The following is a 13,528-nucleotide window of genomic DNA, read 5'->3' on the forward strand; positions in this document are numbered from 1 at the left end:
AATAAAGACCAAGTGCTGTGAACACTTGGTCAGTACAATTGGCTTGGATGGTTTATTCCCTTCTAAGTCGCATAGGAACAAAACCCACCTCTGGCTCTAACCTTTGGGTGGGTTTTTATTTTCTCTTGTTGTTATTATTGATGTATGTTAAAAGAGCAATAATGAACGTTCCAAAGAGGAACATGATCGTTAATGCATCTTTCACTTCCATGGCTTCACCTCCTTTCGAAGGGAAACCATGCCCACCCAAGATTCAATTGTAGTTATATTTTACCTTTATTCATATACGGGTACAAGCGTTCTCATATTATTAAGTTCATTAAAAAATTATGCTCAGCGTTTTGGTTCAATTTCATATTTCTTATTTAGATTTAGACTCGAAATCCCTAAAATCAACTCGCCAATCCGTCACGAACGCCGGGTAGTATCCCACTCGGTAAGCCACTCTTTGGGAGGCGATATTACTAGAGATCACATCATAGGTCGGCACGCGTCCGCGATGTAATACCTCAAACGTTAATCGGTTTACAAGATAAGACGCCAATCCCATTTGGCGAAATTCAGGGAGTACCTCGATTCCGATTTGCCACATCGCGGCACACACGTTACAAGCCCCTGCCAAGCCAACAATCCTGCCATGGTGCTTGGCGATTACGGCCAATACCGTCTGATACGGACGCCCCGGGTCGGTTACAATGGCATCCTCCAATCCCTCAAGCTCCATGAGCCTTGAAATCTCATTTTCCTCCACCACTTCATACGAAAAACCGGCCGGTGGCGGCATCGGCTGGATTCTCTCTAGATCCGGGAGAAAATGCAAATAAAGTCCTCTAATAAACGGCAGCGAAAAAATCGTATCCCTGTCTTTCCCTTGCATAAACGTTTTGGCAATCGCCAGCCGTTCCGGCGTAGCCGACACCACAATGGATTTGCCCATCGACAAAATTTCGAAATAACGTTCATTTCTCGGATACGGTCTCCGCCCTGGATTCTCTCTGGCGTCTACAAAAATCACGTGGTCTTTTTCCCCGTTTAAGTCATCCACCGTACAATTCAGATCAATCGCCAGCTGGGTCTGCACGATATGTATCATTTCTTTATGCGTCATCATGGTTTTATGTCCTTTCTTAGGGGGAAGCCATATTACAAAATAACTTCCCTTCTACTCACTTTCCATTCCACTCCTTTGCTCGGAATACCACTTTCTAAGCTGATTAATATGGGCCTGATGATAACGGTTATGGTCGGCCATATGCCACAAGCCCCAGCGAAGGGTGGCTTGCTTTTCATTCTCGTGTCCGAATGTGACGATGCGATCCAGATCCGCATCCGTTAACTGCGAACAAACATCTTTCAGCAAATTGAATACAACTTCATATTTAGATAGGAGCGTGTCCAGAGAGATCCCTCTGACCATCGGCAGCTTGTTATGTTCATCGATCATCGGGCCGTACTCGTCCTTTAACGACGGGGGGATCGCCTCTCCTTTGATCCGATAAACCCAATTCAGATCGACGTACGTGATATGTTTTATTAATTGAGCGGCGCTATTATAATGGCCACCAGGTCCCTTATAATCAACTTCCTCTTGCGACATGCCCTCGGTTATGGACTTTAGCCGCTCACTGTTCTCTCTGACAGCCCCATATAACATGCCCACGATCGTTGACATATTCCCTTCACCTTGCAAATCATATAACATCCTAACACAACCTTTCTTGTAAAAATAAGCAGCATTCCCAAAACCCTCACGATTCTAGAACTCGACATAGATCGGATGTGCTGCTGGGTTTAAACACATTTCAATTCGCTCCCGGAAGTTCATAAAGTTAACCATCTGCAGTGCTTCTTCGATTGGAAAAAAAGCAGTCTCCAAACTCTCTTCGGTTATGATCGGGGCTCCTCCAACGGGCTTGGCCAGAAACAATGTATTGCATATACTGTCTTTCACATTATGGAAGATACCGCAAAACTGCATAATTTCTATATCGATCCCTGATTCTTCCTTCGTTTCCCTAATCGCAGCTTGTTCGGGAGATTCTCCGATCTCCACGACGCCCCCAGGCATCTCCCATCCTCGCTGCGGTCCTTTAATGAGCAAAATCTCGTCCTTTTCATTGATTACGATGGCAGCGGCAGACACAAAATGCTTGGCTGGATTCATTTATTTACTCCCCCTTCTAATATCCAGGTCACGGCTTCATTCAAGTCTGTCGCGATAAAATCAGGATACGCATCTTTCCATTTGCCGAAGTACTCGTGGTTATTATATTTTTCCAGTTCCTTGGCTCCGGCCCCCGTCATCACTAACGCTTTCTTGCAGCCGGCTTCTTTGGCAGCCACCATATCCGTCCACCTGTCCCCTATGACATAACACTTGGCTAAGTCCAGATGATTGTCTTCTGCGGCTTTCAACAGCATCCCTGCGGATGGCTTTCTACATTCACAACCCGCTCCATGCTCATGCGCACAAAGATAGATCTTGTCAAAACCAAAGGCTGACAATTCCGACTCGAATTCTCCCATCGTTGCTTCGCCACGAGCAATTCCAGGTTGATTCGTAAACGAACAAATAAGCATGCCAGCGGCTCTGAGAGATTGAAGCGAATCCTTTACCTTCGGATAAAGCTCAAATTCACCGGGCAAAACAACCCGATCGGTTCCTCCAAGAGTTCCGTCCCTATCTATAAAAACCGCTTGCCTGACCAAAACACCACCCCCATTTTCCGAGCATTACACAGTGCAGACACCTTGTTATAGGATGTCAGAATCCTAAACGATTAAAAAATCGCTGCCGATGCACCGCTCTTTCTTATTCACTTTCGTCGGTTTCGTCCCAAATGGCGTCTGCGCCATAGCCTAAATACTCACGCACCTCTAGAACCTCACTGCCCCGTATCACAATTTCCAGGCCATTTTCAGAATCCCACTCTGCTCCTCCACCCAGGATAGCTCCGAAAGTATGATCGTTTCGATCATAAGGATTTCGATAAAGGTCAACTTCCCCTACGGACATAAACTCCAAAATATCCGCTCCAGACACCTCACCTAACCCTGGAGGATAATCAGCCGTATCGCTGGACATTTTGAGGTCTTTCCACTCGCATGCTTTCTTGCATATTTCATATATGGTTTCAGCCGGCAGCTGATTCAGCACGTCTTGTATGTAAATTTCCGCTTCCTTCACACTCATGCCTTCCGTGCTGAAACGATATTCGACATTACATTGGAACAACGCAAGATACCCAAACCCAGACATGCCGCTTTCATCTGAAGGATCCACAACTCCAACGTTTTTTAACTGAAATCTTTCGGTCACTCTATCTCCTCCTGAATCATCCGTCTACTTTTGATTTTTATATAATGTAAAATACATCAAACGATCCTTTAAATCAGGCTCTTTAGTGAATCCCATCTTCTCTAATAACCTTTGTGATTGAATGTTTTCAATTTCCGTTGTCGCTTCGATACAATCAAGTTTCATCAAATTAAACCCAATCGGAATCAGTTCATGCAAAGCCTCTTGCATGAACCCTTTCCCCCAGTAATCCGGGGATAGATCAAAACCGATCTCAGCTCTTGTTTCTTCTTCGTCCTTTATCCAACAATGAAACCCACATGTTCCAGTGAGTTCATTCTTGTCTTTTCCGAACAGCCCGTACCTGCAGCCGGAATCATGGATATGAAACATAATAATGTCCACTGCTTCATGTATGTCTTTACATGCTTCGATATCCATAAATTTTGTGACTTCGGGGTAAGAAAAGTGCCTGTATATGGATTCAGCATCATCAAGTGTTAATTCTCGCATGAACAGTCTATTGGTTTCAATCATCGGAAATTCTTCCATTCGTAATCGCCCTTTGCATTAAATTAATCCTCATTGAACTTCTCCTATTTCTTCTATTCTCGACTGCACGGCAAAAAACCTTTTGTCACGGACGTTTTCAGTCACCGGTACAGCGCCCGACAAATGAAGGATACACTACAGAACGAACATAGGGAAAAGCTATGATCAATCAGGTAGGCGGTGAACGAAGGGAAGTTGACTTTTGTTCACAACCATACTACGATGTGTAGTATGAGGTGAGATAGGAATGAAGATTAAGAAAATGAATATCGAGGGCGAGGGCCTGAATCGATTTTTTGGACCACTGGAGTCAAGAATTATGGATATTCTCTGGTCTTCGGAAGCACTGAGTATCAAGGAAGTGCAGTCGATCCTGAATCAAGAGAGCCCGATCTCCATCAATACGGTGATGACCGTCATGAATCGTCTTCTGGATAAAGGCCTGCTGACAAAAACGATGACGGGAACCGGCAGGACACGGGCAGCCAAGTTCAGTCCGCTGCAGTCAAGGGAGCAATTTCTCACCGAACAGACGAAAGAAGTGTCGCAGGGACTCATTCAAGAGTATGGGAGTTTGGTCGTGAACCACATGATCGATGCGCTGGATGATGTCGATCCCGAGGTGATCGCAAAGCTGGAGCGTAAATTAAACGATATCAAACGCGGGAAAAAGCAATGAATCCTACCATACGGCTAAGATGTGCCTACGCGCTGATGATCGCATTCGTAGCTGTTGTCATGGTACATATGGGAATGCTCATTACATACCAGATTCGAAACGGAGTGGTTCAAGGCCCCGTACTGAATTACGCCTTAATCGACATTGTCATTGCGTATACCCTTGGTCAGATCATTTGGCGAAGTACCCGGCAGTTGGTTTTATCGCACAAATGGTTAAGGCACTTCCGTGCCAACAGGCACGACAAATTAACCAAGCGGCTCAACTACAAATACCGCGACTGGGGCACGGAAATCATCGTGGTACAGGACGATGCCTTTGTGGCTCTGACGATGGGTCTTCTGCGACCGAAAATTGTCGTATCCACTACCGTTTTAGCGATGTTTACTGACAAGGAAATAAAGGCCATTTTACTGCATGAACGATATCACTGTCGCAATTACGATGGATTAAAAATGTTTTTTTCGACCATGCTGGCAGACGCCTTTGGATATTTGCCGATCGTTAAACCGATTCTTCGTTACTATCAGACGTGGCAAGAGCTGTTTGCTGACCGCTACGCCATCCGGCAGATGGGTACGGAGCTGTATTTAGGCAGCGTCTTATTACAATTAGCGAAACTCGGTAAGCTTCAGCGGTATGAGACAGCCGTGCATTTTGCGAATACGACATTAGAGTATCGGGTCATGCAGGTTCTTGAGCCTGATCGAGGGGTCAATGTTCCGTTAGCCCTGCTGAAGCCTTTTCTGAGATCCTGTTCCATTTTGCTGCTCCTAATGTTGGGCGGGGATTCATAATCCCTTTTTTTTGAATGATTACACTACAATATGTAGTTCAATCACAATCGCGTTTAGACGGAAGAATTTTATCAAATAGGAGATGAACATATGCACAATGAACTCATTCATATCGGACCTCTGACCATTTACGGCTATGGATTGATGATTGCAATCGGAATCCTTATCGCTTACAAGGTTGTTGCTTATAGAGCAGCTTCTAGACAAGTAGAACTATCCCATGTTTCCTCTCTGACTTTTTGGAGCTTATTAGGCGGATTGGTCGGCGCTAAGCTTTTGTTTTGGATCACTCAAATGAACCATATCATCCAGGATCCTTCGATGGTTCTGAATTTTTCGGAAGGATTCGTGGTGTACGGTGGAATTATCGGGGGGATTGGGGTCGGTTATGCCTATTGTAAGAAGAAAAAGATAAACTTTCTAAAATACCTTGACCTTTTTGTGCCCTCCCTTGCATTAGCGCAAGGCTTTGGAAGAATCGGCTGCCTTATCGCCGGTTGCTGTTATGGTGAGGAAACAGAGGGTTGGTTTGGAATTACGTTTCACGATTCCGAGCTTGCCCCGAATGATGTCAAACTCATTCCTACGCAAATATTAGAGAGCGTATTCAGCTTTTCTATTTTTTTCTTGCTGATCTATATGGCTAGAAGAAAAAGACCTAACGGCCTAATAGCAGGTCTTTATCTCATACTTTATAGTTTAGGGAGATTTATTATCGAATTTTTCAGAGGCGATATCATCCGAGGCCAGTTCGGTGCTCTCGCTACTTCGCAGTGGATCGCATTAGCCGTTGTTTTGCTCACGTGCATCGTATTCTTAACCCGGACTCAAAAAAAGATGACGACATAAGATACAGATCATGATATTGGTATCCACTAAGCACTCGACAAAAGACAGAAGTCCTTAAGTATATTGTGCTTACTGACTAAAATAAAGAGAACTCGAAACAGGCCGGGGCCCAGCCTTCATCAATGAAAGCCGAGCCCCGAGGTTGCCTTCTATTCGTAGAGGAACGGTTTCTGCTAATCGGATCGCTTATTCCTCTTCTGGCTGACCTAATGATTGCGCCGTAAACCGGTAAAATGCCATGGCATCCTCCACGGTGCTAAAACCAGCTTGGGCAATCTTATCGCTGCCCCCGCCTTTTCCTCGATAATCGGCCAGATGCTGTTTGAGAAAAGCACCGCAAGCAGGTCCGCTCTCCCCTCCTTGGGCGAGAACCACCTTATGGTCCGAGTTGGAAGCGAAAAGCACAATAACCTCGGCTTGTTCGGTAAGCTTGGCTGCCAAGTTCTGCATATCCTTCATCGGCTTGTCCGCAAAAACATGTTTGACCAGTCTGCCTTGGCGCTCAGCCAACAGCTTCCCGGCCAGGTAAGCGTCATTCTCGGCCTTCACTGCGTTTAGTTCAGCTTGGAGCTGCTTCTGCTCCTGATCCCATTTGGCAATCCGGTCCAGAATCTCTTCCTTTGCCGTATTGAACCTGGCTGACAGGCTTCCGAGAATCTCCATTCCGGCATTAAATTCTTTCAATGCCCGATATCCACACTTAAAATACAGACGCATATGTCCCTTCTGTTTCTCTGCTCTCAGCAGCTTGATCATTCCGATCTCACCGGTTGCCGAGACATGGGTGCCGCCGCATGCGTTATATTCGATACCTTCGATTTCAACGATCCGAATATCGTCGGTTACCTTCGGCTGCTTCACCAGCGGCAGGGCGGCCGCCTGCTCCCGGCTCACAACATAATTCGTTACCTGTCGATTAAGGTAAATCTGGTCGTTGACTTCCAGCTCCAGCATCATCAGCTGATGCTGAGGCAGATCCGATCGGGCGATATCGATGGTAGCATAATCCTGACCCAGGTGGAAGCTGAGCGTCTCCGCCTCGCATACCTGCAGACACATGGCCGACAGCAGGTGCTGACCGCTATGATGCTGCATATGGTCGAACCTTCTGTCCCAATCCAGCCGGCAGGTTACCTCTTCCCTCTCCGGTAAACGTTCGATTTTATGCAGTATCTCTCCGTCCTCCTGAACGACATCAAGAACCGGGATTTTATCGATCCACCCGAGATCACAGGGTTGTCCTCCGCCATGCGGATAAAAGGCCGTCTCTTCCAGTACCAGGTAGGTACCGTCCTCCCGTTCCAGCTTCCGCGTGATTCGTGTCTCCCACTCCCGGGTATAAGCGGATTCATAATACAGCTTCTTTGTCATCTTCATGTCCTCACAGTTCCCAAGTTATAAATTCATACTGATATCAGCTTACTATAAAACGGTCCCGCAGCGCCAAATTCCATTCAATAAAAAAAGAGCGCCTGCCGGCAATGCCAACAGCACGGTCCTTGAACAAGAGGTTAGGGCATTACCTCATAGATTCCATCCTCTTCCGCAATGTACAAATCATTCCCCATGATGAATCCGGGGTTTGCTGTATATATTTTATTCTGCGATCATAAAGCTTTCTTCTTCCTCTTTAATAGGCAGATCAGCCACCGTCACCTTCTTTACGGACGCCCGTTTCAATGAACGCATGCAACGGACCAGAAAATCAATTTGTGACGCTTCCCCTTGAAATTCCGCTTCCACACTTCCATCCTGTAAATTTCTCACCCATCCCGTTAAATTCATTCTTCGAGCGATGCAATATATTTCCAAGCGAAATCCTACCTTCTGCACCTTACCGGAAAAAACAGCTTTTTTTCTGACGATGTTGCCCGGTGTGCGTTCAGGTAACTTAACCCGGTTGGCACGCCAAATGACATAGTCATTTCTTAATTTCTTAATTACGCTCATTTCCCCGCAGCCTCCTTATATAAATTGGGATTCCTTCACTTCAACATCGTGTAAACAACATAAATCGCTGCTGCATCAAACCACTACTTAACTTGCTTGATAATCTCTTTTAAGTAATGCATAGATGACCGTATCAACAAATTGATTCCTCCAATAAAAGTGCTGCTTCAATGTCCCTTCTTCATTTAATCCCATCTTCTCCAGCAACTTTCTTGATGCCGTATTCTCTGGCTCTACGAATGCTTCAATCCGGTTTAATTCAAGATGGTTAAATCCGAACTCCATGATCTTCTGAATCGCCTCCGTCATGTAACCTTGCCGCCAATATTCTGGTGCCAGCTCATATCCAATCTCAGCTTTATAGTGATGTTTCATCCAACCATGATATCCGCATGTTCCAATGACTCTGCTTTCCGACCGTAAAGTGATTCCCCAACGAATGGCCTGATTGTTTTCAAACCTGTGATTCCATCTACGAATCAGTTCATCTGCTTGTTCAATATGCATAAAACTCTCCACATCATAAAATTTCGTAACGGTGTCCATAGAGAAATAATGAAAGATGTCTCTAGAATCCTCTGGTTTAATTTGTCTTAATACCAATCTTTCTGTTTCTAATAGGGGGAATTGAGGCATGTTGTTCTCCTTACTTGGTTTGGGTCATTTCTCTAAACGTTTCTGTATCTACAAACTTATGTATTCCAGTTATTAGTATTTCAATGATATGTGTTCTGGTTTTATATGTTATAATTTTCTAGTACAATAATCGGCTATAAGGGCGGTCGGCTAATCTCCCCGAAGGGAGGTGATGCCCATGGAGGTCAAAGATGCCATCTCCTTAATGTTCATGTTCGGCATGTTCATTTTGGCATTGCTCACCTACATGAAAAAGAAATAGACCGCCCTGGCTAAGGTAACGGTCTATTTCTCGACCTAACTAGTGTGGCCGACTGCTCTTTATGCAGTTATTGTACGCTGGAGTCGTGTTCCCGCACGGCTCCTTACTCATTCTTACCTCAGTATAACTCATTTTATAACGGTTTTATAGGATTTTATTAGTTTATTTTTACAGTAGCGTTTCAAATGTATTGTACTCAGCTATCTCACAAAACGTTGTTATCACGAACACGAGAACTAATATAATAGCTTCACTGCCGGACGAGGGACGAATGTCTCGATTCGTGAATTTGGTGTTAGACAAATTCGTCTTGTTTTTCATACAGAACTTACTCTAATTCAGAAAATTCGTATATATCCCTACCAGTTTGCTTAGAATCTCAACACTTTCCGGAGCATGATTGGTCTCTAAAGAATGGTTGGCATTAGGAATTTCGATGACCTCTGTGGCCTTGTCTAGTTTAATTCGGTTGGCATGTTCATGATTAAACACTTCATCCTTTGAACCATAAACCACAAGTCCCTTAAACCTGTTGATATAGTGAATGGTGTCCTTAATTGGCGTCAAAAATAGATGCTTTATTGGAATTTCAAGTTTTTCATGAACTTCTCCAGCAACGATTGTTCCTATGCTCTTACTAATAAAGACAACTTGTTTATACTTGCTAATGACTCGTTGAACCGATTCGTGGCACTCTTCTATTACTTTTTGCAGATCATGAATATCCAAATCCGTTCTCGCGGCTTGATAGCCATATTCAAGTACCATTAAGTCATAACCGCTTTGAATCGCGGAAGTTCCAGCAAAATGTAGAATGGGCTTATCACAGGGATAGTTTTTTCCAGGAAACAGAACAACCAACTTACTATTGTCCTCTTGAAGTTGATAATATTTTTGTCTCATTTCCGTTTTCCAAAACGAAGGCACCTTTAAAATCTCTAATTTCATGGTCTCCATCCTCTCCGGCTTCAGATGATTTTTCAGCTAACATCTTATCTCCGCACTTCATCAGTACCTCCATATTACGTGTATTCGCGCTCTTCGTAAATACTCCCAGTCATTGGCAGTATATCTCCTACCTCCGAGGGCGCTTCTGGCCCCGAGGCACCAAATCTTCAAAATCGTTCGATGTACATGTTTCATCCCTTGACAAAGTGGGTAAATGTATAAAACATATTATTGCACCGTTGCAGTTATACGGTCCTACTCAACAAGGACTCGTTGCCTGCAAACGCATTTTGCATATATCCATTTGGGCTGAGAGAAGCAGTGGCGTAGCTGCTTGATTCTCACAGGTATATCAGGATTCATGGACGAAGACACAAATGATCCTTATATACGAATAGGGGCTAAAAGGCTTGGAATACTTCCTTCGGATGGATGTAATAAGGGATTGCACACCGCTTAGAAAGCTAATATGCATATAAAGGTGGAATTTGGGGCATGTAAGTCTATGCCTTATCAAAGATTGCCGACTTAAATTGTTAGTACCCTCAGGGTTTCCTCTTGGTTTTTCTCCACCCCTTGATGATGCGCTTAATCCTATTCCATTTTGATTTCTTTTAGAGCTAACTTGCTTAGCTTCATTTCTGTTTCTACATAACGAGGCTGCCGCCTTCCCTACTCAGCAATATACTTTTCCTCAACTCTTTTTTGGGTCCCCGATGGATGATATGCCAAATGCTCCGCATAATATGGATACTGCTTGCAAAGGGGCGATTGAATGATAGTACTGGAGCATGTGAACAAGGTTTATGATAATGGCTTTCACGCGCTGAAGGACATTAATCTCGAATTCAAAAAAGGGGAAATTACCGTCCTCATCGGTCCTAGCGGCTGCGGCAAATCAACAACCATGAAGCTGATCAACGCGCTCAATACGCCATCCTCGGGCAAGGTTCTGATTGACGGTCAGGATATCTCCAGATTGAATCCGGTTGAACTGCGGCGCAATATCGGCTATGTCATTCAAAGCGTTGGTTTATTTCCGCATATGAATATCTCCAAGAACGCGGGCGTGGTTCCGCGTTTGAAGAAGTGGGATAAAGACAAAACAGATCAAAAAGTAAATGAATTGTTGGACATGGTCGGACTGGATCACACCATTTATGGTACACGCTATCCATCCGAGCTAAGCGGCGGACAACAGCAGCGCGTAGGCGTCGTGCGGGCGCTTGCAGCTGAACCCGATATCATCCTGATGGACGAGCCGTTCTCCGCACTGGATCCCATCAGCCGGGAGCAGCTTCAGGATGAGCTGATCCGGCTTCAGCAGGAGCTCAATAAGACCATTATTTTTGTGACGCATGATATGGATGAAGCTATTAAGATCGCGGATACCATCGTTCTGATGAAAGATGGCGAAGTGGTTCAAACGGGTAGACCGGACAGCATATTACGGCATCCCGCAAATGATTTTGTGCGTGACTTTATTGGTTCGAAACGTCTGCAAAATGAGAATGAAAGCGCCTATGAAATTCCGCTTGTGGATGAAGTGATGATTACGAATCCGGTCACGGCATTCCCGAGCCGGGGATTGGCTGAAGCCATCAAGATGATGGAAATGAAGCGGGTCGATTCACTGCTGATCGTGGACCGTAACCGTCAGCTTCAAGGCGCGGTTTCGATCTACCGGGTACTCGACCAATACGGCGAAGAAGGCAAAACCGTCGCGGATGTGATGCATCCGGTCCGTTTTTCCGTGGCTTCGGGAAGCACGCTTCCGCAGGCCATCGAGATTATGGACAGCCACCAGCTCAGCAACCTCCCTGTCGTAGACAGCAATAACCGGTTTCTCGGATTAATCACAAGAGGCAGTGTGGTTAAACATCTGGCCGAAGTCTATCCAACGATGGTTCCTCCGGTGCTGAACGGAGAGGGTGAGTGATATGAATGCATTTTGGAGCTTCATCACGGATCGTTATCCGGATATTCTGAAGGCTTTGCAAGAGCATCTGGTCCTCTCGTTCTCTGCCGTGCTGCTCGGGACTGTGATTGCCGTACCGATCGGAATCCTGCTGGTCTACAACCGGGTCGGCTGGTTGAACAGCATCGTCTTTTTCGTTGCGAATCTGTTTCAGACGGTACCGAGCCTGGCGCTCCTGGCAATTCTGATTCCGCTGCTCGGGATCGGCATGAAGCCGGCCATACTCGCATTGTTTCTGTATTCCCTAATGCCTATTCTGCGGAATACCTTTGACGGTTTTCACTCCGTGGATAAAGGCGTGCTCAATTCGGCCAGGGGGATGGGATACAGCACCGCCCAAACGATTATGAAAATTCAGCTTCCGCTATCGCTTCCTTACATCATGTCTGGTGTCCGCATTACGACCGTGTATATCATCAGTTGGGCAACACTGGCTTCCCTGATCGGTGCTGGCGGTTTAGGCCAGCTCATCGTATCTGGACTTGGGGTCAATAAACCCGAGATGATATTCATCGGTGGCATCGGTGCAATTCTGTTGGCGCTTGTAGCTGACGGACTGCTTGGTCTGCTGGAGGGCTGGCTAAGCAAGCACTACCATCAGAATCAAACCCGGGACGCTGCGATATGAGTAACTTCAACCGTGAACAGCGAGCCGGACGGAACAAGGAAGGCGTGATAAAACTGAACAAGCTGAAAAGGATACCGATGTTAGTCTGCTTGATGGCTCTTGCCGCAATTACCTCCGCATGCGGAATTCAAAGCGACCTTACCATCGGGACGCAAACCTATACCGAAACCAAGATTATTGCCGAAATGTATAAAGCGCTGATTGAAGACCAAACCGATCTGAAGGTGGATGTTATCCCGGATCTGGCATCAAGTTCATTGGTCATCAATGCGATGAAGCGAAACGACGTTCAGATGGCGACGCTATATACCGGTGAGATTTTCAACAACCATTTCCCGATCAGCGGCACCAAAGACCGCGATAAAGTCTTGAAGGAGGCACAGGAGGGATTCCAGGAACACTTCGGGTTCACCTGGATGAATCCGCTGGGTTTTGAGAACACCTACGCGTTCACGGTAAGAAAGGATCTTGCCGAAGCCAACGGGTACACCAAAATTTCCGATGTCAAAAAAGACATGGCCTCCATGAAGCTTGGGGTAGATACAACGTGGCTGGAGAGAAGCACGGATGGATATCCGGCATTCTCCAAAGCATATGACATCAAATTCGGTCAGGTCTTCCCCATGGAAATCAGCCTGGTCTACAGCGCGGTAGCCAATGAGCAGGTGGAAATCGTGTTGGCCTATTCAACGGATTCCCGGCTGAAAGCCTACCAATTGCAGACGCTTCAGGATGACCAGCAATTCTTCCCTCCCTATGATGCAAGTCCGGTATTGCGTTCGGACCTTTTGAAGAAGCATCCTGAAATTGAGGATACGATAGCGCCTTTAATCGGTCATCTGGATGCAGATACGATGATATCGCTTAATTATCAGGTGGACATTGAGAAGAAAAGCGAGCGTGAGGTCGCGATCGCGTACTTGAAAGAGCAGGGCTTCTTGAAAAGCTAAA

At 45.7% G+C, this 13,528-nt stretch carries 18 protein-coding genes; 7 read left to right on the forward strand and 11 right to left on the reverse strand.

The window, feature by feature from the left end:
- Window positions 1–115: 115 nt before the first annotated feature.
- The 7 genes from GYMC10_RS32790 to GYMC10_RS22265 all read right to left on the reverse strand — a co-directional run bounded on the left by GYMC10_RS32790 (window position 116) and on the right by GYMC10_RS22265 (window position 3,850).
- Entirely contained in the window at window positions 116–211 is a 96-nt protein-coding gene (locus GYMC10_RS32790; protein ID WP_015736610.1) for a putative holin-like toxin, read from the reverse strand.
- Between the two features lie 150 nt (window positions 212–361).
- Entirely contained in the window at window positions 362–1,111 is a 750-nt protein-coding gene (locus tag GYMC10_RS22240) for a GNAT family N-acetyltransferase (RefSeq protein ID WP_015736611.1), read from the reverse strand.
- 51 nt (window positions 1,112–1,162) lie between these two features.
- The gene (locus GYMC10_RS22245) at window positions 1,163–1,702 is read right to left on the reverse strand and encodes a DinB family protein (protein ID WP_015736612.1); all 540 of its coding nucleotides are present in this window, start codon (window positions 1,700–1,702) and stop codon (window positions 1,163–1,165) included.
- A 54-nt stretch (window positions 1,703–1,756) separates the two neighbouring features.
- Window positions 1,757–2,164, reverse strand: coding sequence for an NUDIX hydrolase (locus GYMC10_RS22250; protein ID WP_015736613.1), 408 nt, complete (start codon window positions 2,162–2,164; stop codon window positions 1,757–1,759).
- Window positions 2,161–2,709, reverse strand: coding sequence for an HAD-IIIA family hydrolase (locus GYMC10_RS22255; RefSeq protein WP_015736614.1), 549 nt, complete (start codon window positions 2,707–2,709; stop codon window positions 2,161–2,163). Before GYMC10_RS22255 ends, GYMC10_RS22250 begins: the two co-directional genes overlap by 4 nt.
- Before the next feature lie 103 nt (window positions 2,710–2,812).
- Complete coding sequence (locus GYMC10_RS22260; protein WP_015736615.1) at window positions 2,813–3,319, reverse strand: DUF6985 domain-containing protein; 507 nt, start codon at window positions 3,317–3,319, stop codon at window positions 2,813–2,815.
- A gap of 24 nt (window positions 3,320–3,343) precedes the next feature.
- Window positions 3,344–3,850, reverse strand: coding sequence for a GNAT family N-acetyltransferase (locus GYMC10_RS22265; RefSeq protein WP_015736616.1), 507 nt, complete (start codon window positions 3,848–3,850; stop codon window positions 3,344–3,346).
- 247 nt (window positions 3,851–4,097) lie between these two features.
- On the opposite strand from GYMC10_RS22265, the gene GYMC10_RS22270 reads away from it, so the two are divergent.
- The 3 genes from GYMC10_RS22270 to GYMC10_RS22280 all read left to right on the forward strand — a co-directional run bounded on the left by GYMC10_RS22270 (window position 4,098) and on the right by GYMC10_RS22280 (window position 6,175).
- A complete protein-coding gene (locus GYMC10_RS22270; protein ID WP_015736617.1) occupies window positions 4,098–4,529 on the forward strand; it encodes a BlaI/MecI/CopY family transcriptional regulator in 432 nt (143 codons plus the stop codon).
- Complete coding sequence (locus GYMC10_RS22275; RefSeq protein WP_015736618.1) at window positions 4,526–5,326, forward strand: M56 family metallopeptidase; 801 nt, start codon at window positions 4,526–4,528, stop codon at window positions 5,324–5,326. The genes GYMC10_RS22270 and GYMC10_RS22275 overlap by 4 nt, the downstream gene beginning before the upstream one ends.
- A 90-nt stretch (window positions 5,327–5,416) precedes the next feature.
- Complete coding sequence (locus tag GYMC10_RS22280; protein WP_015736619.1) at window positions 5,417–6,175, forward strand: prolipoprotein diacylglyceryl transferase; 759 nt, start codon at window positions 5,417–5,419, stop codon at window positions 6,173–6,175.
- A 186-nt stretch (window positions 6,176–6,361) separates the two neighbouring features.
- Here the strand turns inward: GYMC10_RS22280 and GYMC10_RS22285 are convergent, their stop codons facing one another.
- The 3 genes from GYMC10_RS22285 to GYMC10_RS22295 all read right to left on the reverse strand — a co-directional run bounded on the left by GYMC10_RS22285 (window position 6,362) and on the right by GYMC10_RS22295 (window position 8,761).
- Window positions 6,362–7,546 (reverse strand): alanyl-tRNA editing protein, encoded by a 1,185-nt coding sequence (locus GYMC10_RS22285; protein WP_015736620.1) that lies wholly within the window; start codon window positions 7,544–7,546, stop codon window positions 6,362–6,364.
- A gap of 225 nt (window positions 7,547–7,771) precedes the next feature.
- Entirely contained in the window at window positions 7,772–8,125 is a 354-nt protein-coding gene (locus GYMC10_RS22290) for an acylphosphatase (protein WP_015736621.1), read from the reverse strand.
- A gap of 87 nt (window positions 8,126–8,212) precedes the next feature.
- A complete protein-coding gene (locus tag GYMC10_RS22295) occupies window positions 8,213–8,761 on the reverse strand; it encodes a GNAT family N-acetyltransferase (RefSeq protein ID WP_015736622.1) in 549 nt (182 codons plus the stop codon).
- A 178-nt stretch (window positions 8,762–8,939) separates the two neighbouring features.
- Between GYMC10_RS22295 and GYMC10_RS32795 the strand changes: the two genes are divergently transcribed.
- Window positions 8,940–9,023: a putative holin-like toxin gene (locus GYMC10_RS32795; RefSeq protein ID WP_222125850.1), complete on the forward strand. Its 84-nt coding sequence runs from the start codon at window positions 8,940–8,942 to the stop codon at window positions 9,021–9,023.
- A gap of 333 nt (window positions 9,024–9,356) precedes the next feature.
- Here GYMC10_RS32795 and GYMC10_RS22300 read toward each other — a convergent pair whose 3' ends face one another.
- Window positions 9,357–9,971 (reverse strand): alpha/beta hydrolase, encoded by a 615-nt coding sequence (locus GYMC10_RS22300; protein WP_015736624.1) that lies wholly within the window; start codon window positions 9,969–9,971, stop codon window positions 9,357–9,359.
- Between the two features lie 775 nt (window positions 9,972–10,746).
- Between GYMC10_RS22300 and GYMC10_RS22305 the strand changes: the two genes are divergently transcribed.
- Genes GYMC10_RS22305 through GYMC10_RS22315 form a run of 3 tightly spaced genes read left to right on the forward strand, consistent with a single transcriptional unit; the run spans window position 10,747 to window position 13,527 of the window.
- On the forward strand, window positions 10,747–11,910 hold the full coding sequence (locus GYMC10_RS22305; RefSeq protein WP_009589871.1) for an ABC transporter ATP-binding protein: 1,164 nt from the start codon (window positions 10,747–10,749) through the stop codon (window positions 11,908–11,910).
- A gap of 1 nt (window position 11,911) precedes the next feature.
- A complete protein-coding gene (locus GYMC10_RS22310; RefSeq protein WP_015736625.1) occupies window positions 11,912–12,577 on the forward strand; it encodes an ABC transporter permease in 666 nt (221 codons plus the stop codon).
- Window positions 12,574–13,527 carry a glycine betaine ABC transporter substrate-binding protein gene (locus GYMC10_RS22315; RefSeq protein ID WP_015736626.1) on the forward strand — a complete coding sequence of 318 codons (954 nt, stop codon included), beginning with the start codon at window positions 12,574–12,576 and terminating at the stop codon, window positions 13,525–13,527. The genes GYMC10_RS22310 and GYMC10_RS22315 overlap by 4 nt, the downstream gene beginning before the upstream one ends.
- Window position 13,528 lies beyond the last annotated feature (1 nt).

Origin of the sequence: Paenibacillus sp. Y412MC10, assembly GCF_000024685.1 — a bacterium.
GTDB classification, from domain to species: domain Bacteria; phylum Bacillota; class Bacilli; order Paenibacillales; family Paenibacillaceae; genus Paenibacillus_AQ; species Paenibacillus_AQ lautus_A.